This window comes from Prauserella muralis, from assembly GCF_003202285.1.
GTDB classification, from domain to species: Bacteria; Actinomycetota; Actinomycetes; order Mycobacteriales; family Pseudonocardiaceae; genus Prauserella_B; species Prauserella_B muralis.
Window position 1 is genome coordinate 1824848 of sequence record NZ_MASW01000001.1, and the last position, 22612, is coordinate 1847459.

The 22612-nt window shown below is 70.1% G+C and carries 21 protein-coding genes; 10 read left to right on the forward strand and 11 right to left on the reverse strand.

Going from position 1 to position 22612, the window contains the following annotated elements; genetic code table 11:
* Positions 1 to 52 precede the first annotated feature (52 nt).
* Complete coding sequence (locus tag BAY60_RS09740) at positions 53 to 940, reverse strand: LysR family transcriptional regulator (protein ID WP_112280402.1); 888 nt, start codon at positions 938 to 940, stop codon at positions 53 to 55.
* A gap of 126 nt (positions 941 to 1066) precedes the next feature.
* On the opposite strand from BAY60_RS09740, the gene BAY60_RS09745 reads away from it, so the two are divergent.
* On the forward strand, positions 1067 to 2032 hold the full coding sequence (locus BAY60_RS09745; protein WP_112280403.1) for a DMT family transporter: 966 nt from the start codon (positions 1067 to 1069) through the stop codon (positions 2030 to 2032).
* Here BAY60_RS09745 and BAY60_RS09750 read toward each other — a convergent pair.
* Complete coding sequence (locus BAY60_RS09750; protein ID WP_112280404.1) at positions 2003 to 2737, reverse strand: SDR family NAD(P)-dependent oxidoreductase; 735 nt, start codon at positions 2735 to 2737, stop codon at positions 2003 to 2005. The genes BAY60_RS09745 and BAY60_RS09750 overlap by 30 nt on opposite strands.
* 101 nt (positions 2738 to 2838) lie before the next feature.
* On the opposite strand from BAY60_RS09750, the gene BAY60_RS09755 reads away from it, so the two are divergent.
* A complete protein-coding gene (locus tag BAY60_RS09755; RefSeq protein WP_112280405.1) occupies positions 2839 to 3435 on the forward strand; it encodes a TetR/AcrR family transcriptional regulator in 597 nt (198 codons plus the stop codon).
* 73 nt (positions 3436 to 3508) lie between these two features.
* On the opposite strand, the gene BAY60_RS09760 is transcribed toward BAY60_RS09755, so the two are convergent.
* A complete protein-coding gene (locus BAY60_RS09760) occupies positions 3509 to 5158 on the reverse strand; it encodes a class I adenylate-forming enzyme family protein (protein ID WP_112280406.1) in 1650 nt (549 codons plus the stop codon).
* A gap of 95 nt (positions 5159 to 5253) precedes the next feature.
* Here BAY60_RS09760 and BAY60_RS09765 point away from each other — a divergent pair, with 95 nt between their 5' ends.
* Positions 5254 to 6426 (forward strand): acyl-CoA dehydrogenase family protein, encoded by a 1173-nt coding sequence (locus BAY60_RS09765; RefSeq protein WP_211330284.1) that lies wholly within the window; start codon positions 5254 to 5256, stop codon positions 6424 to 6426.
* 370 nt (positions 6427 to 6796) lie between these two features.
* Here BAY60_RS09765 and BAY60_RS09775 read toward each other — a convergent pair whose 3' ends face one another.
* Positions 6797 to 7243, reverse strand: a complete 447-nt coding sequence (locus BAY60_RS09775) for a hypothetical protein (protein WP_112280408.1) — start codon at positions 7241 to 7243, stop codon at positions 6797 to 6799.
* Between the two features lie 416 nt (positions 7244 to 7659).
* Between BAY60_RS09775 and BAY60_RS09780 the strand changes: the two genes are divergently transcribed.
* The 4 genes from BAY60_RS09780 to BAY60_RS36735 all read left to right on the forward strand — a co-directional run bounded on the left by BAY60_RS09780 (position 7660) and on the right by BAY60_RS36735 (position 11589).
* Complete coding sequence (locus tag BAY60_RS09780) at positions 7660 to 8928, forward strand: hypothetical protein (protein WP_112280409.1); 1269 nt, start codon at positions 7660 to 7662, stop codon at positions 8926 to 8928.
* Positions 8929 to 9050: 122 nt separating this feature from the next.
* Positions 9051 to 9893 carry a hypothetical protein gene (locus BAY60_RS09785; RefSeq protein ID WP_146770992.1) on the forward strand — a complete coding sequence of 281 codons (843 nt, stop codon included), beginning with the start codon at positions 9051 to 9053 and terminating at the stop codon, positions 9891 to 9893.
* A gap of 549 nt (positions 9894 to 10442) precedes the next feature.
* Positions 10443 to 11123, forward strand: coding sequence for an SAV_915 family protein (locus tag BAY60_RS09790; RefSeq protein ID WP_112280411.1), 681 nt, complete (start codon positions 10443 to 10445; stop codon positions 11121 to 11123).
* A gap of 25 nt (positions 11124 to 11148) precedes the next feature.
* The gene (locus tag BAY60_RS36735; protein ID WP_146770993.1) at positions 11149 to 11589 is read left to right on the forward strand and encodes a hypothetical protein; all 441 of its coding nucleotides are present in this window, start codon (positions 11149 to 11151) and stop codon (positions 11587 to 11589) included.
* Positions 11590 to 11814: 225 nt separating this feature from the next.
* Here the strand turns inward: BAY60_RS36735 and BAY60_RS09795 are convergent, their stop codons facing one another.
* Complete coding sequence (locus BAY60_RS09795) at positions 11815 to 12099, reverse strand: putative quinol monooxygenase (RefSeq protein ID WP_112280412.1); 285 nt, start codon at positions 12097 to 12099, stop codon at positions 11815 to 11817.
* Between the two features lie 70 nt (positions 12100 to 12169).
* Positions 12170 to 12544, reverse strand: a complete 375-nt coding sequence (locus BAY60_RS09800) for a YrdB family protein (RefSeq protein WP_112280413.1) — start codon at positions 12542 to 12544, stop codon at positions 12170 to 12172.
* 153 nt (positions 12545 to 12697) lie between these two features.
* On the opposite strand from BAY60_RS09800, the gene BAY60_RS09805 reads away from it, so the two are divergent.
* On the forward strand, positions 12698 to 13138 hold the full coding sequence (locus tag BAY60_RS09805; protein ID WP_112280414.1) for a DoxX family protein: 441 nt from the start codon (positions 12698 to 12700) through the stop codon (positions 13136 to 13138).
* A gap of 20 nt (positions 13139 to 13158) precedes the next feature.
* On the opposite strand, the gene BAY60_RS09810 is transcribed toward BAY60_RS09805, so the two are convergent.
* From BAY60_RS09810 to BAY60_RS09820, 3 genes are all read right to left on the reverse strand, one after another.
* A complete protein-coding gene (locus tag BAY60_RS09810; protein WP_112280415.1) occupies positions 13159 to 13869 on the reverse strand; it encodes a TIGR03089 family protein in 711 nt (236 codons plus the stop codon).
* A gap of 22 nt (positions 13870 to 13891) precedes the next feature.
* Entirely contained in the window at positions 13892 to 15187 is a 1296-nt protein-coding gene (locus BAY60_RS09815; RefSeq protein WP_245992431.1) for an LCP family protein, read from the reverse strand.
* 95 nt (positions 15188 to 15282) lie between these two features.
* Positions 15283 to 16851 (reverse strand): LCP family protein, encoded by a 1569-nt coding sequence (locus BAY60_RS09820; protein ID WP_112280841.1) that lies wholly within the window; start codon positions 16849 to 16851, stop codon positions 15283 to 15285.
* A 145-nt stretch (positions 16852 to 16996) separates the two neighbouring features.
* Between BAY60_RS09820 and rfbB the strand changes: the two genes are divergently transcribed.
* Positions 16997 to 17989, forward strand: a complete 993-nt coding sequence (gene rfbB, locus BAY60_RS09825; RefSeq protein ID WP_112280417.1) for a dTDP-glucose 4,6-dehydratase — start codon at positions 16997 to 16999, stop codon at positions 17987 to 17989.
* Positions 17989 to 18930: a dTDP-4-dehydrorhamnose reductase gene (gene rfbD / locus BAY60_RS09830; protein ID WP_211330213.1), complete on the forward strand. Its 942-nt coding sequence runs from the start codon at positions 17989 to 17991 to the stop codon at positions 18928 to 18930. Before rfbB ends, rfbD begins: the two co-directional genes overlap by 1 nt.
* A gap of 80 nt (positions 18931 to 19010) precedes the next feature.
* On the opposite strand, the gene BAY60_RS09835 is transcribed toward rfbD, so the two are convergent.
* Together BAY60_RS09835 and BAY60_RS09840 are read right to left on the reverse strand one after the other, a co-directional pair.
* Positions 19011 to 20099 carry a glycosyltransferase family 4 protein gene (locus BAY60_RS09835; protein WP_211330214.1) on the reverse strand — a complete coding sequence of 363 codons (1089 nt, stop codon included), beginning with the start codon at positions 20097 to 20099 and terminating at the stop codon, positions 19011 to 19013.
* Positions 20092 to 22608, reverse strand: a complete 2517-nt coding sequence (locus tag BAY60_RS09840; RefSeq protein ID WP_112280419.1) for a glycosyltransferase — start codon at positions 22606 to 22608, stop codon at positions 20092 to 20094. The genes BAY60_RS09835 and BAY60_RS09840 overlap by 8 nt, the downstream gene beginning before the upstream one ends.
* Positions 22609 to 22612 lie beyond the last annotated feature (4 nt).

Below are 22612 nucleotides of genomic sequence, written 5' to 3' on the forward strand. Positions count from 1 at the left end.
TCGGGTACACGGTAGGTACCGAAGGTGCCCTCGGGCTCGGCGCGGCGCGGCACTAGCTGTCGCTGACCACCTTCTCCAGGACCTCCAGCGCGCGCACGGCCGCGGGATGCCCGGCAATCGACTGGCGCACCGCGACGCTGATGTGGCGCACCGGCGTCGGTGACACGATGCGCACCGTGGTCAGTTCCTCCGGCAGGTCGGCAATGCCGAGCGCGGGGATCACCGTGAGGCCGATGCCGGTGGCCACGAACGGGATCGCGGTGGCGTAGTCGTTGGCCTCGACGACGAACCGGGGCGAGAAGCCCGCCTCGGCGCAGCTGTCGAGCAGCACCTGCCTGCAGGCGCCCTTGCCGAGGTCGTTGTCGATCCATGCCTGCCCGGCCAGGTCGGCCAGCGGCACCTCCCCACGGGCGGCGAGCGGGTCGTCGGCGCGCACCACCGCGAGGTAGGGATCGTCGGCGAGCCTGCGCACCTCGGCACCGGCGGGCCGCCTGCCGTCAGGCCGCTCGACGAAGATGTCGATGTCCGGCAGCGACTCGCCGGGCTCCGGGTTCTCGGTCATGCGCAGGTCGAGCCGCAGCTCGGGGAACTCCGCCCGCAGGGTCGCCACCACCGGCGGCAGCCACGCCGAGCCCGCCGAGCCGAAGTAGCCGAGCGAGAGCCGCCCGACGCGCCCGTTGCGCAGGTCGTCCACCACGCCTTCGACGTGGCTCAGCGCCTCGAACAGCGCGCCGGACTCGGTGGCGAGGGTGCGCCCCGCCGCGGTGGGTTCGATGCCGCGGCCGACGCGCTCGAACAGTCGCAGGCCCGTCTCCCGCTGCAGCGCGGTGAGCTGCTGGCTCACCGCCGACGGTGTGTAGCCGAGCACCTCGGCGCTCGCGCGGATCGATCCGGTGGCGACGACCGCGCGCAGCAGCCGCAGCCTGGCGACATCCAGCATCCCCCCATCGTACAACTCGGCTTAACGGTTGTGTAGAACTAATCGCTTGTGCTACCGAATTGGCGGGCCGAGGATGGAGGCGTGAACCTGCCAGCTTCCCGCCGCTCGCGCCACGACGATGGGCCTGTGCGTCCGCGTGGCACCACAGCCGCCTCCCTGTCCTCCGACGGCACCAAGGCCGCCGCCGCGGCGGCGCTGACTGTCGTGCTGTGGGCCTCGTCCTTCGTGGCCATCCGCGACATCGGGCACAGCCTGTCGGCGGCGCCGCTGGCACTGCTCCGGCTCGCCGTGGCGGCCGTCGCGCTGTCCGTTCCCGTGCTGGCCACCCGTCGCCGGTCCACACGCATCCCGTTGACCGGCAAGGCCTTCGCCCTGATCACCGCCTACGGCGTGCTGTGGCTCGCCGCCTACACCGTGGCGCTCAACGCGGGCGAGCAGCATGTCGACGCCGGCACGGCGGCTCTGCTGGTCAACGTCGCGCCGCTGCTCGTGGCGTTCGGCGCGGGGCTGCTGCTCGGCGAGGGTTTCCCGCGCCCGCTGCTGGTGGGGTCGGTGGTGGCATTCGGCGGCGTGGCGATCATCGCGGCCGGGTCGTCGGGACAGAGCGACGGGATCGGCGTGCTGCTGTGCCTCGTCGCCGCCGTGCTCTACGCGGCGGGCGTGCTGATCCAGAAGGTGACCCTGCGCCACGCCGACGGGCTCACGATCACCTGGCTCGGTTGTGTCATGGGCACCGTCGCGTTGCTGCCGTGGCTGCCGCAGCTGATCACCGAACTGCGCGCCGCCCCCGTGAGTGCCATCCTCGGCACCGTCTACCTCGGACTCGTGCCGACCGCGCTCGGTTTCAGCACCTGGGCCTACGCCCTGCGCCGCACCGACGCGGGCAAGCTGAGCGCGTCCACCTACGCCGTGCCCGCGGTGTCGGTGCTGCTGTCCTGGCTCCTGCTGAGCGAGGTGCCGACGGTGTACGGGTTCGTCGGCGGCGCCGTCTGCCTGGCCGGGGTGGCGATCTCGCGCCGCAGGACGAGGCCGCGGCGGCCGGTTCCCGCGCCGGCCGTGGTCTCAGGCGTTGGCGCCCGCGTCGACCAGTAGGGCGGTGCCGGTGACATTGCGGCCGCCGTCGCCCGCCAGGTAGGCCACGGCCTCGGCGACGTCGTCCGCGGTGTTGTACCGGCCGAGGGCCGTCCGCTCCCGTTGTGCGTCGGCGTGCGGACCGTCGGCGGGATTCATGTCGGTGTCGGTCGAACCTGGATCGACGACGTTGGCCGTGATGCCGCGCGGCCCGAGTTCCCGTGCGAGTGCCCTGGTGAGGCCGATCAGCGCCGACTTGCTCGCCGAGTACAGCACGGTGCCCGCGTCGGCCACGCGGGTGGCGAGGTTGCTGCCGATGCTGATGACGCGCCCGCCGTCGCCCAGGTGGCGGGCAGCGGCCTGGGTGGCCAGCAGGACCGCGCGCACGTGCACCGCGAGCATCCGGTCGATGTCGGCGACGGTGATCGACTCGAGCGGTCCGGCGTGGAAGAGGCCCGCGTTGTTGACCAGGACGTCGAGCCTGCCGAACGTGCTGACCGTGTGCTCGACGGCGGCCACGATCTCCTCGGCGTCCGCACTGTCGGCCTTGATCGTCAGTGCCCTGCGGCCCAGCGCCTCCACGTCGGCCGCCACGGATTTCGCGGCGCCGGGCGCGCTGACATAGGTGATGGCGACGTCCGCGCCCTGCAGTGCCAGGCGGCGCGCGGTGGCGGCGCCGATGCCCCTTCCACCGCCGGTGATCAGTGCGACCTTGTCCTGCAGCATGTGCCCACCTCATTTATGTAGTGATCTGTACATAATTGGTAGGGCAGGCTGATGCCACACGGCAAGTAATATGTAATGGTCGACACAAAATTGGAGGGCGGATGGCGGGACGCGGCAGGCCCCGCCGCTTCGACCGCGACGCGGCGCTGCGCGCGGCGATGCGGGTGTTCTGGGAACACGGCTACGAGGGCACCTCGATGGCGGACCTCACGTCGGCCATGGGCATCAACTCGCCCAGCCTCTACGCGGCGTTCTCGTGCAAGGAGGCGTTGTTCCGGGAGGCGGTCGAACTCTACGTACGCACCGACGGCGGGGCTCCGCAGCGGGCCCTGCGGGAGGCGCCGACGGTGCGGGCCGGTATCGACGCGATGCTGCGGGTCAACGCCACCGCCTACACCGACCCGGAGACCCCGCGCGGCTGCATGGTGGTGCTCGCCGCCACCAACCACACCGAGGCCAACCGCGACATCGGCGACTTCCTCGCCGAGCTGCGCAGGCAGGACCTGGCCGAGCTGCGGGCGCGGCTGGACGCGGCGCTGGCGGACGGCGAGTTACCCGCGGGGACGGACACCGCCGGGCTCGCGCGGTTCTACGTCACCGTGCTGCACGGACTCTCGATCCAGGCACGCGATGGCGCCGGCCGCGACGAGCTGCTCGCCGCCGTCGACGCCGCGATGTCCGCCTGGCCCGCACCGTGAGCGGCACCGAGCCGAAGGGCACCTTGGGTGCGTCCTGTGTACCCAGGGTGCCCTTCGGCTCGCCGGGGCCGGGTCAGGTGAGCTGGTCGCGCAGCTCGCGCTTGAGCACCTTCCCCGCAGCCGACACGGGGATGGTCTCCACGAAGCGCAGCTCCCGCAGCCGCTTGTACGGCACCACCTGGGCGTTGACGGTTTCCAGGAGCCGCTCCGGCTCGGCACCCTCGTGCCCGGCGGCGCGCACGACGAAGGCCACCGGCAGCTCGCCCGCCTCCGGCGTGCGCCTGCCGACGACCGCCGCGGACGCGACCTCGGGCAGCGCCATCAGCAGCTCCTCCAGCTCGCGCGGGTACACGTTGTAGCCCTTGTAGATGAGCATGTCCTTCTTGCGATCCACAATGGACACAAAGCCGTCGTCGTCGATGACGCCGATGTCGCCCGTGTGCAGCCAGCCGTCGACGAGCACGGCGGCGGTCTCCTCGGGCCGGTTGTGGTAGCCCTGCATCACCTGCGGGCCGCGGACGCACACCTCGCCCGGCGTGCCGGGCGGCAACGGTTCCTCTCCACCTTCGGCGGGCACGATCCGGATCTCCGTGTCGAACGTCGGCACCCCCACCGAGCCGACCTTGCGCCGGCCGGACCGCCAGCTCGGGGCGAGCGTGGCGCCCATGGTGACCTCGGTGAGGCCGTAGCCCTCGGCGATGACGGCGTCGGGAAAGCGGCGCTGCAAGGCGTTGATCATCTCGTGCGGCATCGGTGCCGCGCCGGAGGTTATCGTGCGCACCGACGACAGGTCCGCGGTGTGAAACTCCTCGCACGCCAGCAGCGCGGCGAAGAGTGCGGGCGCACCACCCATCGACGTCACCCGCAGGCGTTCGGCGTCGGCCACATAGGACGGTGGGTCGAAGCGGTCGTGCAACACGACGGTGCCACCCGCGAGCACGGGCACGTTGAGCGAGCCGATGGTGCCCATGGCGTGGAACCACGGCGTGAGGTTGATGCCGATGCCCTCACCGAGTCGGACCGGCCATTCGTCCTCGCTGCCGACCTGGTCGAGCACCGGGTTGCCCGCATCGTCCACTTCGGGCACCGCACCGTAGCCCCAGCACCCGTACTGCAGCGAGTTCACGACCACGTTGCGGTGCGGCAGCCGCACGCCCTTCGACCGGCCGGTGGTTCCGCCGGTGTAGGACAGGTGCGCCAGATCCTGGCGCACGTCCACGCCCGGATCGGGCGGCACCTCGGAGGCCCGGGCACAGAACGTCTCGAAGTCCAGCTGCCCCTCGCCGCTCGGCCGGTACACGACCACGAGGTCGATGCCGGTGCCCGCGAGCGCCCTGGCCACCGGGCCGTAGGTCACCACGGCGGACGCCCCGCAGTCGGCGAGCTGGTGGGCGAGGTCGTGCGGCGGCAGCAGCGGGTTGGCCGGGCTGAACGTCGCGCCCGCCAGCAGCGTGCCGTAGTAGGCGACCGGGAAGGCCAGGCAGTTCGGCAGGTGCAACGCCACCGTGTCACCGTGGCCGACGCCGCGCTCGCGCAGGGCGTTGGCGAACCGGCAGGCGCCGCGCCACGTCTCGGCGAAGGTGAGGCGCTCGGCGCCGTGCTGGAACGCCGTGCGGTCGCCGAACCGGGTGGCGGCTCCCGCGAGCAGCGTGCTGACCGGCGTGTCGGGGTAGGTGAGGGTGTCCGGAAGTCCGGGAGGCCGGGACATCGTTGTGATCGGCATCACCTGACATTAGGAAGAGTGCGGCCAAGAACACAAGGATGTCCGAGTAAACGGCCACTAACATCGGGACCGGCGTGGAGAAGTCTCGACGAAAGGTGGCGCAGGTGAGCGACGGTCCCGGCCTCTACCAGCTCGCGGAGGAGCACGAGGAACTGCGGGCGGCGGTGCGCGCGCTGGCGGAGAAGGAGATCGCGCCCCATGCCGCCGAGGTGGACGAGCAGGAGCGGTACCCGGCGGAGGCGCGGGACGCGCTCGCGCGGGCCGGCTTCAACGCCGTGCACATCCCCGAGGAGTACGAGGGGCAGGGTGCGGACGCCATCGCGGCGTGCATCGTGATCGAGGAGGTCGCGCGAGTCGACGCCTCGGCCTCGCTGATCCCCGCGGTGAACAAGCTGGGCACCCAGCCGATCCTGCTGTCGGCGTCCGAGCAGCTGAAGAAGACCGTGCTGCCGTCGATCGCCTCGGGTGAGGCGTCGGCGTCGTACGCGCTGTCGGAGCGCGAGGCGGGCTCGGACACCGCGTCGATGCGCACGCGGGCCCGGCTGGAGGGCGACACCTGGGTGCTCAACGGCACCAAGTGCTGGATCACGAACGCGGGCGAGTCCAGCTGGTACACGGTGATGGCCGTCACCGACCCGGACGCGGAGAAGAAGTCGAACGGCATCTCGGCGTTCGTGGTGCACGCCGACGACCCGGGCTTTTCGGTGGGCCCCAAGGAGCGCAAGCTCGGCATCAAGGGCTCGCCCACGCGGGAGATCTACTTCGAGAACTGCGCGATTCCGGCCGACCGCATCATCGGCGAGCCGGGCACGGGGCTGAAGACCGCCCTGCGCACGCTCGACCACACGCGCCCCACCATCGGCGCGCAGGCGCTGGGCATCGCGCAGGGCGCCCTCGACGCCGCCGTGGCCTACGTCAAGGAGCGCAAGCAGTTCGGCAAGGCGATCGGTGAGTTCCAGGGTGTGCAGTTCATGCTCGCCGACATGGGCACCAAGATCGAGGCCGCGCGGCACCTCGTCTACGCCTCCGCGGCGGCCACCGAGCGCGGCGACGCGCGCGCGTCGTTCATGGCCTCCGCCGCGAAGTCCTACGCCTCCGACGTCGCGATGGAGGTCACGACCGACGCGGTGCAGCTCTTCGGCGGCGCAGGCTACACCCGCGACTTCCCGGTGGAGCGCATGATGCGCGACGCGAAGATCACCCAGATCTACGAGGGCACCAACCAGATCCAGCGCCTCGTGATGGCCCGCTCCCTGCTCAAGGGCTGAGCCGATGATGGCGGCTTCCTCTTTGCCCGGGTAGTCGCCATGATCAGGCCGCCTCCAGGCCGTCGTGGTCGGTAGGCCGTGCGAAGACGGCATCGACGGCCTGGCGGGCACGCTCGTGGCTCGACGGCACCAGGTGGGTGTAGGTCCGGAGAGTGAAGCCGGGTCGGCGTGTCCGAGGTCGGCGAGCTCGGTGATCGACACACCGCGGGACAGCAGTGTGGACGCGTAGAAATGCCTCAGGGCATGCATGCCGTCCTCGCGGTTGCGGTACTCGATTCCGGTCGCCGGAACGCGCCGTGCCACACCACTTTGGTGAACAGGTCACCGGTACCGAGGCGTCCTGCCTCACCCATCATCAGAACCCGCACCGTTACCCGCTCGCCGTCGGGCTCGCTCCAGGGCAGCGTGACACCCTGCACGGTCTTGAGCTGCCGCTGGACACGGACGACCTGCGCGTCCCGGTCAACGTCGTCCGGGGACAGGTCGCCGCACCGTCCTTGCTGATCGGTTCCGGCTGCTGTGCCGAGTGGGTACTGGTCATCAGGCGACGCCCCGCTTCCCCGGAGTGGAGCACCGGCCCGGGCCGGTGGGTCTGCGCGAGCTGCCGGATGTCGTCGTCGGTCAGATAGGCGGCACGCACGCGTGTCACGGCACGAGAGCCGGCCTCGACCACGTAGCCCACGCCGCGCGCGGTCTCGGTGATCTCCTCACAGCGGGCACCGCGGTCACGGGCACCGTCGCCGAGCACCATGCCGCACTTCGAGCCCTCGACCAGCCGCAGCGCCATGCGGGTGGGGAACAAGTCGCGCCACTTCACGACCTCCTTGCGGGGGGTCCTGCAGCGCGCCGATGACGTGCATACCGGGCGCGCGGCCCTTGGTCAACAGCCGACCCAACGCGACCTCGGCACGCTGGCCTCGGCGTCAACAACTGGCCGTCCCTCGTCCCAGCGGACGCCGACACGTTGAGCGCAACGCTCGGCCGCTGCCAACGGTGGGAAGCCGACGACGACCCCACCGGCGTGCAGCTCCCTCGCGCCAAACGCCACGACGGCAAGAGCCTGGCCACCGTCACACTGCAGTGAGCGGGCGATGTTCTGGATCCGGCACCGGATCCAGCCGGTCCTGTGAGCGCCGCCAAGTAGCTACTAGCTGGAGAATGAGGGAAGTACGTGTTCAGCTGGTAACTCCGTGTTACGTTCGCTTGAGCTGGCAACATCACGGGGGAGGCGTTGTGGCCGCGAGCGATCTGAATACCACCGTCAATGGCAGCGTTGAGATGTGCCGCGACGCTGCTGAGCAGCTTGATAAGGCTGTGCGGTACGCCGAGGACGCGCAGACGCTCTACCGCAAGAGCCGCGACAGCACGGAGGTCACGTGGTCTGGCCCCGCGCGGGATGCCTTCGCCGAGTCCGTCACAGCGACGCTTGATCCGCTGCATCACCTCTGCTACACGCTGCCGCTGTACTCGCGAGCGCTCAATGAGTTCGCCGATTCCTTGGACGGTGTGAAGCGGCAGATGGACGAGGTCGTGAGCAAGGCGCGTGCGGGTGGGCTCACAGTCGATGGCCCGATCGTCGAGCATCCGCAAAGTCCGGGCGTGCCGCCTGATCTTCGGATGCCGCCCACGATGCCAGGCGACTCAGCGGGCGAAATTCAAGCGAAGCAGGCAGTGATCGACGGCTACAAGCAGCTCGTGAATGAGTTCAACCGCAAGGTCGACGCTTATAACGAATGCCTGGCCATCTTCACCGCTGCTCGCAACAACGAGAAGGAAGCGCATTCGCGGCTGTGGCAGGCACTGCATCCGAGCAAGGGCGCCAACGTCGACGCGTGGACGATCGGTAACACGAGCGCGTCAGCTGTGATCAGCGGTGTCGGCTCGGCGGAGAATCTCCGCTACGAGTCGCTGTTGAAGGCTGATCGGCTTGCGGCCAACGCGCTCGGATTCCAACAGATGGCCGCCGGAAAGCTGCCGCCGCCCGAACGCGCACGTGCCCTGATCAACGCGGCCAGGTCGACTGCCAAGGAGCAGCAGTATCGCGCGAAGTTCGACTCACTGGACAAGCTCCTGAAACATATCCCGGACCGATTTCGAACGGGGGCGGCAGGCTACCCAGGACGGGGAAGTCCGAACATCGCCGCCCCCATTGATGACGCTGCGCTCGGCATCAAGGCAGTAAGTGGTGTGTTGAAGAAGTTGCCTTACATCGGCACCACTCTGACGGTCGGCACCGAGATGTGGGGGGCCTCGACGGGTGAACAGACCTGGGGTAAGGCGGTCGCGAAGTCAGCCGGAATCCTCAGTGGTGGAGCTGTCGGAGGTTCAGTTGGCAGTGTCATCGGTAGCGCTGCTGGGCCGTGGGGCACCGTTCTTGGCGGTGGCGCCGGCAGCATCATCGGTGGTTTCGCCGGTAGTAAAGTAGTGGACTACTACGTGCCGGAGCAGAAGGAAATGCCTGGTCAGATGCATAAGATCAATTACGAGGGCATGGGCCGGTGACTACGCCTTCGGGCGGTGGGTCAGGTTTGCCGCCGCGCCCTGACCGGGACACCGGTGAGCCGTTTCCCCCACACGGCCGCGGCTACGTTGGTCGTGACGAGGGGGACGGTCGTGATCGCGATGTGAACGCCCGTTACAAGCCTTCGCCTCCGGCGGGTATGGGGCCGGTGCTGGCGTGGCACAAGAAAAGCAGGCGTGCGAAGCTCGCGCTGTTCTTCGTCAGCCTGGCCATGCTGGTGGTGGGGTTCTCGCTGATTTGTGTGATCGCTGGCGATTCTCCGCTCGTCTGGGTGAGTTACTGGCCGCTGTGGCTGCTGTTCGTCGGCGTCTCCCTGCTGATCACGGGCCCGTTCAGCTACACCGTCTTGTCGGCTGGCGCGGACTGGTGCCAGTACGACCTCTACCGATTCGGTGTTCATCGCCGGAACCACGTGGTCAACTTGTACGCGCTACGACAGATCAACTTCGGCAGCGGGCCGACGGTGATCACGCTTGGTCTTGCCGACGATGAGGACAACATCGCCATGGACCGCACGGACTGGCAGGCCGACCGCCGCATCTGGGATCTCGTCTACAACGGGATCCTGCACTCCGTCGCGGCGGGCGCGAAGGTGGCACCTCAGGCTCGCAGGCTCCTCGAGCTGGACCACGTACCGGCATTGCGCTACCCGAATGGCGGCCCCCGTGCGATCCCGGTTGCCCGGCTCAGCGACGTTCAGGTGTGGGAGCTGATGTCGGACCCGTTGATCCGGGAAACCATGGAGCAAACGGGCATCGGTGACATGTCCGCCGCAGCGTTCCGCGAAGCATTCCCCACCTGGCCGGAAAACGCACTCCGCAATCCCGCCAACCCGGCATGGTTCGCCGAAGACACTGAACCAGCGACCGACGCCGCCATTCCTGACGAGCGCACCGCCGACGCCGAGGACGAGCGTTGGGTACGCTTCTACCGACGTGAGGGCTGAAACCATGCTGCGCAGTACGGCTGCCGTCGGTGCCGTCCTGACGGCCGTATCCTTGGTCAGCGGTTGCGGGGGCTCCTCGAACAAGGGCAAGCCGCAAAGCACTGCCTGGGGGCACCATACGTGGCGCAGTGGGGTGACTATCGAAGTAGTCGGTGCGCGGCCGTGTAAGCCGAGTTCGACAGCATACCCAGGTGATGCGCGGTTCGGTGCCATAGTGTCGATCCGAGTCAGAAATGGTGGTGTTGGCGACTACCGACTTCGCGATATGGCTCCCAGCAACCCCGAACGCGCGGAAGGCGCGTCTCGGCTCCTGGCTGATCCCGGAGGTCCCTGTGAAGCACCGTTGTTGCCGGACAAGCAGGTTGCGCCAGGCCATGAGGTGACGTTCGATAGTGCGTACACCGTCAACGACTCAAGCGGGAAGATGACGCTTGTATTGTCACCCGACCACGATGCCGAGCCGATCGCGTATACGGGCCGGGTTCACATAACGCGGGGGGCATGAGGAGATATGGAACGAGTCGTACGAGGTCGGTTGGGGGATGATCGTTGGCAGATAATCTTGATCGTGAGTCCGGCGCCGAGCCGGAACTGAAGCCGTTCGACCGGAGGGCGTTGGCGACCCTCGACGTTATTGCCGACCTTGAAGTCGATCGCCTGTATGTCCTGACAAAGCCCGAAGGTTCGCTGGAGTTCTACAAGAGCGTCCGCAATGAACTGATTCTCTGGGCGTACACGCGGATTACCAACCTTGTAGTGTCCTGCGGCGACGCGCAACCTTGTGTGCGTGCGACTTGTGCTGAAGTCGTCGAATTGGGTCGCGCGCTAGATGACGCCCTACTCGTCGCCTTGGACGCATGGCACCCCGAGGGCTCGCGCTATCCGGCGCCGGAGCCATCCGAGATGGAGCCGATGGAACACATCAAGCTGGCTGGCGACGACATGGCGGCGACCGGGATGGTGTGGATACCGACACGCCCTGTCAGGGCAGGCGACAGGCACGTGGACGCCGAGTTGTACTGTCGTAAACCGGGGCAACCATTGCTGCTCGCGTACTCCTCGTTGCCCGCGCTGCAAGCCGGATGTGGGCCGTATCAGGCGGCAGCGGCGATAGATGTCGCCCAGATCGACGAGGTCGCGTTCGAAGCGGGAGCGGCGAGAGTCGTCTTCGACATGCCACTTGCCGAAGACGCACGACATCCCGAGCCAGTGCAGGACTGGACTCGCTGACGATGGCGAAACGAGGGGGACGGACGTGGACGGCTACTTCTACGACGAAGGCGCACTGACTCAGGCTGCGGATTATCTCCGTGGTGGTGTCGCAGATCTTGACTTGATCGCAAGTGACATGCCGGACGCGGTCGACGCTGGCTTCTCGTCGGAGGTCGTCGGTGCCGCGCTAGTCCGCGTTACGAAGGGCTGCGTCGCGCTGGCGCAGATCGGCGACGGGATCGCAGACAAGCTACATGCTGCGAACGGTTCCTATGCCGATATCGAGAACACCAACGCAGGCCGTATGCGTTACGAAGGCCAGAAGTCAGAGGATTCGGTGAAGACGCTCGATCAGATCGATCGCGAGCGTCAAAACTCGGAGGCTGCGTATCCATTCGAGCATTCGCCTACGCCCGCCAAGACGCAGCCCAAGCCGCAAGCGGCGGAACCAGGAGATGTACCGGAACCACCCCCGCCACGCTGACTGGCCGGGCGATCGTCGGACGACGCGGCCAAGGTACCCACCGGCGACCACCCCAGGCCATTCATTGCCCGGCCCGCCAGGCTGCAAGGCCCAGCCGCACCCCACTTCGATACGGAAGCGAGCCACACGGAAGGTGCAGACGTGCACTCGTAGTGCTTCCCCAATGCGGCATTCGCTCCATCCAGTGGCACCAGTGCCGCATTCGGTCCACTCCCAGTAGGGTTCTCACGGATCCTCGACGCTGGCGATCCGGTACCTGTGCACGTCCGCCTCGCGGATCCGGCTGCCCAGGTCGTCACCCGGGCCCGCGCCCCGGAACCGGGCGAGCGCGTCATCGGAGGCCCACCGCTCGTAGATGTTCACCCGGTCGGGTACCAGCGGGTCGGCGGTGATGCCGAAGTCGAGGCACCCCGGCGCACGGCGTGCCTGTTCGACGACCCGGCGGCAGTCCGCGACGTAGGCGTCCCGGTCGCGCTCGTCGACCCGGATCCGGCCCGCGATGATCAGCATCGTCTCTCCTCGTCGTCCGCATCGTGTGACGCCTGTATCGACTCGGACGGCGGAGGGAACTCATCGCGGCTCACGTGCCGGGTGCGGCACCCCGTTGCCGCTCCCGGTGCCGGTACCCGGTGACGACGACGGTGTTGACGAGCACGACGACCGCGAACACGGTGGCCAGCACGGCGTGCTCCCGGGCGTACAGCGCGGCCGCCGCCGCGCCGAACACGAGTGCCTTCACCGCCAGCACGCCGGGCACGGGCAGGGGAAACCGCGCCCGCGGCGCGGCGAAGAGGCCCCAGAGAACGGCGGCGAAGGTCGGCGCGCACAGTCCCAGCACGATCGCCCTCACGGTGCCGAGGTCGGCGGTGAAGCCCCAGTACGCCAGCGCGACCAGGGCGGCGAGTTCCAGCAGGAAGGCCAGTATCTCGTTGCTCCACCGCAGCGCGCCGTTCACGGCCGCAGCTTAGCGGGGCACGCGGTCACGATTCGATCGTCGAACCGGTCGAACAGGCTCGCGCGGCGGTCAGGTTCTTTCCCCCGGCTTTACCTGGGCCGGATACGATCAACCTTGTTAGTTGAAGGTTCATCTATACGGGGGTGGTTTGGGATGTTCGGTCGCGTACAGGACGTGGCGGCGCTGCTCGGACGCGTCGCGATCGCGGTGGTGTTCCTCGCGCACGGGCTGCAGAAGTGGGACATGGGGATCGGAGGGACGGCCGACATGGTGGGCGCCGCGGGCGTTCCGCTGCCCACGGTCACCGCGTTGTTCCTCATGGCCGTCGAGGTGCTCGGCTCGATCGCGTTCATCGCCGGGTTCGCGCTGCCGGTGGTGGGCATCGGCTACGCGATCAGCGGTCTCGGCGCCCTGTTCTTCGTCCACCTCGACGCCGGGCTCACCGGCCAGGGCGGCTACGAACTCGTGCTGGTGCTCGGGCTCGCCGGGCTGGCGCTGGGCTTCAACGGCGGGCGGCTCTCGCTCGACCACCTGATCTTCGGGCGCAGGCGCGCCGCCGCCGGCAAGGCCGATGCGGCGTGGCAGAACGCCTGACCTTGCCGGTCGCGGACCGGTCAGGACACCAGGTCCACCGTCGTGCGCTCCGTCGTGCGATGGGCGTCCAGCCGGGCGGGGTCGGCGTTGGTCACCTGCACCAGGCTCGCCCCGGCGGCCAGTGGTGCGAGCAGCGCGTCGAGCACCCCGTCCGGCAGCGACCACGCCCGCGTGGACAGCACGCGATCGCCCGCGCCGATGCCCAGCGCCGTGGCCCGCTCCCTGGCCGTGGCCAGCAGGTCGTCGACCGTGGTGCCGAGCAGCGCGGGCGTGCCGCCGTCGATGGGCAGCAGCGGGGAGAAGTCGTCACCGGCGAGCCGGGCCTCCGAGAGGTAGTCGAGCGCCCCACCCGACGGCGGCGCGCCGAGCCCCCGGCCCAGCGGGTCGAGCGCGACGATCGCCGTCGCCTCGGCCTTGCCCGGCGTGCCCTCCGGCCCGGTGAACGCGACGCGCGCACCCGCCGGGTCGGCCACGACGTGCGCCCCGCACCACCACGCACCCAGCAGGACCCCTGCGGTCTGCCAGTGGGCGGGCAGGTCGACGGCGACCTCGTCGCCCGGCTCGACGTCGAACTCCTCCACCAGCCAGTTCGCGGTCTTCGCCGCCCAGTTCGCCGTCGTGGCGACGGACAGCTCGATCCGGCTGCCCGTGGCGTCGTCGTAGTGCGTCACCAGCGGCCGGGCCGCGGACGAGGCCAGCATCGGGCGCAACAGCTGTTCGGTGAGGCTCACACACCCGACCCTAACGACCCGGTCAGTTCACGCACGGCACCCCGTCGGCCGTGATGGGGGCCGACGCACCGGCCGCGGGTGCCGAGCCGCCGCCTCCGGCCGCCGGTGGGGGCAGGTCCCTGTTCACCAGGTTGCGCAGGAACGAGCGCACCTGCCCGGTGTCCACGGTGATGATGCTCTGGCCGTCCGCGCTGCGCGCGCCCACCTGCACCACCGGGATCGTCACGAACCGGATCTTGCCGCTCGCGATGTCCTTGGCCTGCTCGGCGAACTGCAGCAGGTCCAGGTCGGGGTCCATCACCAGCGAGCGGCGCACCGTCTCGGTGAGCTGGCTGAGCTTGCCGGGGTTGGTCAGCGTGCCCGCCGAGAGCACCTTGTTCAGCGCCGACGCCAGGAACGCCTGCTGCCGCACGATGCGGTCGAGGTCGCCCCTCGGCAGGTTCTTGCGCTGGCGCACGAACGACAGCGCCTCGCCACCCGAGACGACCTGCGGCCCGGCCGCGAAGTCGGCACCCGAGTCCTTGTCCTCGGTCGCGTGGTTCAGGCACACCTCCACACCGCCGAGCGCCTCGGTGAGCAGGTAGAAGCCGAGCAGTCCGATCTCGGCGTAGTGGTCGATGCTGACCTGGGTGAAGTCCTGCACGGTCTTGACCAGGGCTCGCCTGCCCGCCTGGTCCGACTCGCGGGAGATGGCGGCGCTGTCGGTCCTGCCCTCGGCGCGCAGCCGCTGAGCCTCCGCGACCTTCGCCGCCCCGTACGCCGAGTTGATCTTGTCCCGCCCGCCCTGCGGCACGTCCACCCAGGTGTCGCGGGGGATCGACACGGCCGACGGTGCGCTGCCGTCCTTCGGGATGCGCAGGACGATCAGCGTGTCGGTGTTGATGCCCTCCTTGCTCTCCGTGCGCAGCTGCTTGAGCATCGACAGCGGCAGCGGATTGCCCTGCATGTCGGTGCGCGAGTCGGCGCCGACCAGCAGGATGTCGGTGGCCCCGTCGTCCTTCGGCGGGGGAGGAGTGCCCTCCTCGTCGTCCCCGTGGTCGTCGTAGGTCAGCGCGTCGGTGGTCTGGACGTTGTCCTGCAGCTGGTCCAGCGTCGCGTAGGCGTAGCCGGTGGCGGCCAGCGCCACCACCGACAGCAGGGCGATGAGCGTGCGGGCCGCGGCGCGCACCGGCGAGCGCCTGCGCCGCCGCGGCGGCGCGTCCCCGGCCTGCTCGCCGGGCCGGCCGGCGTCACCGTCCCCGTCCTCGGAATCGGGGGCCTCGCCATCGCCCGTCCCCGATGAGCGGGGGTACGGCGTCGGGACAGCCGACGAGGCCACCTCCGGCTCGGACTCAGTCCGGCCGGCGTCGCGATCGTCGTCGTTGTCCACGCTGGCTCCTCCCCACCCCGCGCGCGGTCCCCATGACGGACAGCCTAGTTGACGCAGGGCACGTCACCGGCGGTGATGGGCTCATCCGGCTCGGCGCCGTCCGTCTGCTGCGCGCCGGAGGGCGAGGTGAGGTTCTGCCGCGGAGGTGCCTGCCCCGCGAAGCTGGGCTCGGCGGCGGCCTCGGAGCTCGCGGTGACGTTCAGCTCGTAGTCGGAACCGAGGATGACGCTCAGCCTGCCACTGGCCAGCGTGCTGTCCTCCACGGCGGCCAGCGTCTCGCCGAGTGCCTGGCGCACGGCGTCCACGGCCGACTCCTCGCCCGGGTGGTAGTGGATCACCGACTCCGTGGCCGGGTCCACTGTGGCGAAACCCTCGCCCTGGAAACCCTTGCTCTGCAACAGTTCTCGCACGGACTCGCCGAGACCCTCGTCGCCGGATCCGTTGAAGACGTCCACGGTGATCTCCTCGGCGCCCGCGATCACCGATGGCGCCGGCTCCGTGGTGTCCTCCTGCTCGTCGGTGACGAGTTCGTCGACGAACGCGCGGACCTCCTGCTGGTCCACCTCCAACACGGACGCACTGCCGATCCGTGCGTCGCCGATCACGGGGATGGTGTGAAACTCCACGTTGCCGCCGGACAGGTTGCGCATCTGCGCGGCGAACTGCAGCAGGTCCCAGTCCTTCGACAGCACCACCGACTTCTTCACCGCCGCGACCACGTCACTGAGCCTGCCCGGGTCGAACAGCACCTCCGAGGAGAGCATCTTGCGCACCAGACCGGACAGGAACGCCTGCTGCCGGGCGATGCGATCGAGGTCGCCGTTCGGCAGGTCGTAGCGCTGCCGGACGAACGCGAGCGCCTGCACGCCCTGCAGGGTCTGCCGCCCCGCGGGCAGGTTCACGCCGGAGTTCCGCTCCCGCACGCGGTTGTTCAGGCACACCTCGACGCCGCCGATGGCCTTCGTCACCTCGTAGAAGCTCGCGAGGTTCACCTCGGCGTAGCGGTCGATCATCCCGCGCTTGCCGATGAACTGCTCGATCGTGGCGATCAGGTTGCGCCTGCCCGCCTCCCTCGCCTTCTGCTCGATCTCGTCCTGCCCGAGTTCGCCCTCCTGCTGCAGGGTCTCGAACCGGTCGTTGTAGGCGTAGACGAACGCGCTGTTGAGCTTGTGCGTGCCGTAGCCGCCTGCCAGCTCCACCCAGGAGTCGCGGGGGAACGAGATCGCCACCGCGCGCGTGCCGTCCTGGGGGATGTGCACGAGGATCATGGTGTCGGTCTGCCGCTCACCGTTGGCCTCACCCGCGTGCAGCCGGTTGAGCACCTCCTGGGGAAGCGGGTTGCCCTGGGCGTCGGTGCGGCTGTCCTGCCCGACGAGGAGTATGTCGATTGCTCCATCCAGCGGAACGGCCTGTGGTTCGCTGTCGAACACGTCCGTTGTGGTGACACCCGAACTGACGTTGCCGACGAACTGCCAGCCGTACCAGGCCAGCGCGAGAACGGCCACCGAGACGAGTGAGATGACGGCCTTGCCACCCAGGAGAGCGAACGCGCCCACCCGGCTCCTGCGGCGCACTGATGCCGCCTCGACCGGTCCCCGCGGCCAGTCGGTCACCGTGCGCTCCTCCCAGTCGACGCCACGATCCACACTACTGATCTACTTGTGAGGAGTGCGTTCGATCGGGAAACGTTGCCTGGATGTTGCGTTTCCCTCGGGGCAGCCCGTGACAGACTGCCCCGACGAGTCCGGGAGGAAACACATGCGAGTGCTGGTCACCGGTGGAGCGGGGTTCATCGGGTCGCACTATGTGCGGCAGGCGCTCACCGGTGCGTATCCCTCGCTGCGCGACGCCGAGGTCGTGGTGCTCGACAAGCTCACCTACGCGGGCAGCGAGAGCAACCTCGTGCCCGTGGCCGCCGAGGAACGGCTGCGTTTCGTCCGCGGCGACATCTGCGACGGCGCACTGGTCGGCGAGCTGATGGCCGGCGTCGATCTCGTCGTCCACTTCGCGGCGGAGTCGCATGTGGATCGCTCGATCCTGGGCTCGGCCGACTTCGTGCTCACCAACGTGCTCGGCACGCAGACGCTGCTGCAGGCCGCTCACGACGCGGGTGTCGGAAAATTCGTGCACGTCTCCACCGACGAGGTGTACGGCTCGATTGAGAGCGGCTCGTGGTCGGAGGACCACGTGCTGGAGCCGAACTCGCCGTACTCGGCGTCGAAAGCGTCGTCGGACCTGCTGGCGCGGTCGTTCCACCGCACCTACGGGCTGCCCGTGTGTGTCACGCGGTGCTCGAACAACTACGGCCCGTATCAGTTCCCGGAGAAGGTCATCCCGTTGTTCGTGACGAACCTGCTCGACGGCAAGCCGGTGCCGCTCTACGGCGACGGGCTCAACGTGCGCGACTGGCTGCACGTGGACGACCACTGCCACGGCATCCAGCTCGTCGCCGACCGGGGCAGGCCGGGCGAGATCTACAACATCGGCGGCGGCACCGAGCTCACCAACCGCGAGCTGACCGAGCGCCTGCTGGCCGCCGTCGGCGCGGGCTGGGAGATGGTCGAGCCGGTGGAGGACCGCAAGGGGCACGACCGGCGGTACTCGGTCGACATCGGCAAGATCCGTACGGAACTCGGGTACGAGCCCCGGATCGACTTCGAGACCGGCCTCGCCGACACTGTCCGCTGGTACTCGCAGAACCGCGCGTGGTGGGAGCCGTTGAAGGGCCGGGCCACGCTGACAGGGAGGTGATGGCCGTGGCGGGTCTGGCGATCCTGGTGCCCGGTGGCACGGGCCAGGTGGGCAGTGACCTTGCTGACCTTGCTGACCTTGCCGGCCGTGCTGACCGTGCCGGCCGCGCCGGCGGTGCGGGCGAGGGCGTGGACGTGCGCGCCCCCGGGTCGGGCGAGCTGGACGTGACCGAGGCGGGCGCCGTCGTGGAGGCCGTCTCGGCACTGGCCGCCAGGGCCAGGGAGAGCGGCCGGTTCCCGATCGTCGTCAACGCTGCCGCCTACACGGCGGTGGACGCGGCCGAGACCGACGAGTACCGCGCCTTCGCCGTCAACGCCGACGGCCCGAGGGTGCTCGCCGCGGCCTGTTCCTCGCGGCGCGTTCCCCTGGTGCACCTGTCCACCGACTACGTCTTCGCCGGCGACGGCGACCGGCCCTACGAGCCGGACGACCCGCTCGGGCCCCGCAGCGCCTACGGGCGCACCAAGGCCGCCGGGGAGGACGCGGTGCTCGGCTCGGGCGCGCAGGCGTGGATCGTGCGCACGTCCTGGGTGTACGGCGAGGCCGGCGCCAACTTCGTCAAGACCATGACCCGGCTGGAGAAGGAACGCGACACGCTGTCCGTTGTGGACGACCAGCGCGGGACGCCGACGTGGTCGGCCGACCTCGCGGCGGGGCTGCTCCAGCTCGCGGGCCGGATCGCCGACGGCGCGGGACCCGCCCGGCGGGTGCTGCACTGCACCGGTGGTGGCGAGACCACCTGGTTCGCCTTCGCCCGCGCCATCTTCTCCGAGCTGGGCGCCGACCCGGAGCGCGTGCGGCCGTGCACCACCGAGGAGTTCCCGCGCCCCGCGCCCCGGCCCGCCTACTCGGTGCTGTCGTCGGCGTCGTGGACCGAGGCGGGGCTGACACCGTTGCGCCCGTGGCGCGAGGCACTGCACGCCTACTTCCAGCGCGGCTGAACGGCCTGCGGGCGAGCCGAAGGGCACCTTGGGTACACGGTACGTACCCAAGGTCACCGTGGGCTCGGTGGCGGTGGGCGCTAGTGGAGCTCGACGGCCCTGCGGTAGGCGGACACCGTGGCCGCGGCGCAGCGGCGCCACGTGAAGCTGGCCGCGTGCGCCCTGCGGGTCGCCGACGCCGAGGCCGCCTTCGGCTCCTCCACCGCCTCGGCCAGCGCAGCCGCGAGGCCCTCGACGTCGCCGTAGGGAACCAGCCTGGCCAGCCCGCCCGACACCTCGCGCAGCGCGGGCACGTCCGTGCACACCACCGGCACGTCGCACGCCATGCTCTCCAGCACGGGCAGGCCGAACCCCTCGTCCCGGGACGGCAGTACCAGCGCCGCCGCACCGGCCACCACCCGCTGCAGGTCGAGGTCGGACAGGTAGCCGATGTGGTGCAGGCGCTCGCCCCGCGGAAAGCCGCCGGGCCCGGCGAACACCAGCGTCGGCAGGTCCGGATTCAGGCCGTGCGCCTTGACCAGCCAGTCGAGGCCCTTGCGCGGGCCCGCCGCCCCGGCGAAGAGGACGTACCGGCCTGGCAGGCCCAGCCGCTCCCGCACGGTGTCGCTCGGCGGCCGCCCGGTGAACCAGCCCGCGTCCACGCCGAGCGGCGTCACCTCGACCTTGCCCCTGTCGATGCCGAGCCGCTCCGCCACGGCGTCGGCGACCGCGGCGGTCGGCGTGCAGACGACGTCGGCCTTCGCGGCACCGCGCCGGACCAGCTCCGGCAACTCCCTGTCGCTCGGCGGCAGCTCTCCCGGCGCGTCGAGAAAGGCCAGGTCGTGGATGGTGAGCACCCCGGCGGCGCGGGCCGCGCTCGGCAGGACGAAGTTGGTGCCGTGCACGACGTCGGTCGGCCCGGCGAACAGCTCCACGGGCGGGAACGACGAGCGCAGCCACGCCTTGCGCAGCAGCCGTGCCGCCACGGGCATCCCGCGCGCCCGCACCCCGTGCGGCAGTACCGTGCGCAGGCGGCGCCAGCCGCGCAACGTGAACGCCACGGCCCGCGTGTCCACATCGGACATCGAGGCCAGCTCCTCGGACAGCGACGCGGTGTAGCGGCCGATGCCGGTGCGGTTGCCCAGCAACGGCGTGCCGTCCAGCAGCACCCGCAGCGCGGTCCTAGCCACGGTGCCGCCCCCGCCGGGCGAGCTTGCGCACCCGGCCCGCGGCGCGGCGGGCGAGCTCGGCCGGGCCCCCCTCGGCCAGGTACTCCCTGACCAGGGCCAGGTCCCTGCGCACAAGCTCGGCTCCGCGCAGCGGCTCCGAGGGCACCAGGTCGGCGGCACCGGGCAGCCGGTCGGCCGCCGGACGCGGGTCGCGGCAGAACTCCACCAGCGGCGCCAGCACGGTCGGCCACGTGTACCGCTCGGCGACGACCGCGATGCGTTCCCGGCAGGCCGCCGCGAACTCGGCGTCGTACAGGCAGCGCTCCAGCGCCTCGGCCAGCGCGTCCGGGTCCTCGGCGGGCACCACGACGCCGAGCCGTTCCTCGCGCACCAGGTCGGCGAACGCGTCGCCGTCGGTGGTGACGATCGGCAGTCCCGCCCACAGGTAGTCCAGCACTCGCGTGCGGAACGCGAACGTGGTCTCCACGTGCTCGAAGTGGGTGGTGACCCCGCAGTCGGCGTCGAGCAGCCAGTTCTGCCGCTCGCCGTAGGGCACCCACTGCTCGTTGAAGAACACGTGCTTGCCGGTGAGGCCGAGGGAGTCCGCGAGCCGGACCGTGCGCGTGCCGATGTCCATCTCCGCCACCTCGGGATTCGGGTGACGCATGCCGAGAAACACCAGCCGCAGGCCGGCCCTGCGCTCGCTGAGCTGCCCGACGGCGCGCACGAGCGTCAGCGGGTCGAACCAGCTGTAGACGCCACCCGCCCACAGCACCACGTGGTCGGTGTCGGCGATGCCGTCCAGCGACGCCCGCAGGCCGGGGCCGGTGCGCCGCGGCGGGGTCGCCGAGAGCCCGAACGGGACGACCGACAGCAGGGACCGCGTGGTGGGGTCGGCGTCGTAGAGCCGCGGCGAGAGCCGCCCGAGTGCGGCCAGGTGACCGAGCCAGAAGTGCCGCTGCCGCTGAGAGGCGCAGAGGAAGAAGTCACCGCGCTCCAGCTGCGCGTCGAGCACGCGCGTGACCCCGGCCAGGTCGGCGCTCCTGCGGTCGTCGGGCGCGTCCTTGCCCTGCTCCAGCAGTTCCAGGTGCATCGGGTCGTACAGGTCGCAGACGACGATCTTGTGCGAGTGCTCGTCCTTCAGCGCGGGAGCCATCTCCAGCACGTGGCCCTGCAGGATCACGATGTCGGCCCACTCGATCGGCTCGGTGAGGTCGCGGCGGCGGGCCGCGCTGACCGCGAACGGCGCGGGCGGCGGGTCGGCGAGCGGGTTGACCGTCACCAGCCGGACGTCGTGCTCGGCGGAGAGCACGGTGGCGATGTTCCAGGCCCGGATGGCCGGGCCCGCCATGCGCTCGGTGATGGCGTCGCCGGTGACGACGAGGACGCGGCGGCGCTTGCCGAACGCCTGCTCGATGCCGAAGGCGGCGACGAGGATGTCGTGCGCGGCCAGGTAGCGCGGCAGGGGGTAGGCGGGCTCCAGCGCGTTGCGCAGCAGCGGCAGCAGGTCGGCGTCGGTGCGCACCCGCGCGGCCTGCTCGGCCTGCCTTGCCTGCGCCAGTGACGGCAGCAGCTCCACGAACTGGTCGACGGCCAGCACCCCGGCGAGCGTGCTGCGTGGCACCGGCACGGGCGCGGTCTCCGGCGTGCCCGCGTCGCGCTCCAGATCCAGCTGCGTGGGGTCCAGCTCGCCGCGGGCGGTGGCCCTGCGCACGGTCAGCGCCAGCGCCGCGGGCAGCGCCCTGGCGAGGGTGTCGTCGGCGAGGTTCTTGTACAGCGCGCACAGGGCGTTGCGTTCCAGCAGGAAGGTCTCGCGGCCGCTGTCCGGCGTGTCCACTTCGGACATGGTGCCGTGGTGGCGGTGGTAGGCCAGCGACTCCGGGACGTAGCGCACCCGCCAGCCGCGCAGGTTGAGCCGCCAGCCGAGGTCCACGTCCTCGTAGAACATGAAGAAGCGTTCGTCGAACCCGCCGAGCTCGGCGAACACCGACGCGCGCACGAACATGGCCGCGCCGGTGGCGAACAGGACGTCCTTGGCGGTCTCGTGCTCGGCGGGGGGCACGTCGGCGATCGGCGTGCCCGCGTGGCGCTTGTAGCCCATGCCGAACCAGGTGAGCCCGCCGTCCACGAAGTCGGTGCCGGTGCCCTCGGCGTCGAGCACCTTGCTCGCCACGGCGGCCACCGCGGGGTCGGCCCGCAGCGCGGCGACGGCGGCGTCGATCCAGCCGGGCGCGGGGCGGGCGTCGTTGTTGAGGAACGCGAGCACGGTGCCGCTCGCGTGGCGGGCGCCCAGGTTGCAGCCACCCGCGAAGCCGAGGTTGCGCTCGGAGCCGACGACGGTCGCCTCCGGCACGGCGGCGCGGATGCGGGCGGCGTCGTCGCCGGGGGAGTCGTTGTCGACGCAGATGATCTCCAGCCGGGGGTAGCCGAGTTCACCGAGGGCGCGCAGGCAGGCGATCGTGTCGTCGGCGCCGCGGTAGTTCACCACGACGACCGAGACGGGCGGGTGTGTCGTGTCCCCCTGAGCCAAGGCC

Excerpts from the sequence above, each read along its gene's own strand:
- BAY60_RS09740 (WP_112280402.1), bottom strand. The coding sequence starts at position 940 with ATGCTGGATGTCGCCAGGCTGCGGCTGCTGCGCGCGGTCGTCGCCACC.
- BAY60_RS09750 (WP_112280404.1), bottom strand. The coding sequence starts at position 2,737 with ATGCTGCAGGACAAGGTCGCACTGATCACCGGCGGTGGAAGGGGCATC.
- BAY60_RS09755 (WP_112280405.1), top strand. The coding sequence starts at position 2,839 with ATGGCGGGACGCGGCAGGCCCCGCCGCTTCGACCGCGACGCGGCGCTG.
- BAY60_RS09760 (WP_112280406.1), bottom strand. The coding sequence starts at position 5,158 with ATGCCGATCACAACGATGTCCCGGCCTCCCGGACTTCCGGACACCCTC.
- BAY60_RS09795 (WP_112280412.1), bottom strand. The coding sequence starts at position 12,099 with ATGCTGATCATCGCGGGCCGGATCCGGGTCGACGAGCGCGACCGGGAC.
- BAY60_RS09805 (WP_112280414.1), top strand. The coding sequence starts at position 12,698 with ATGTTCGGTCGCGTACAGGACGTGGCGGCGCTGCTCGGACGCGTCGCG.
- rfbB (WP_112280417.1), top strand. The coding sequence starts at position 16,997 with ATGCGAGTGCTGGTCACCGGTGGAGCGGGGTTCATCGGGTCGCACTAT.
- rfbD (WP_211330213.1), top strand. The coding sequence starts at position 17,989 with ATGGCCGTGGCGGGTCTGGCGATCCTGGTGCCCGGTGGCACGGGCCAG.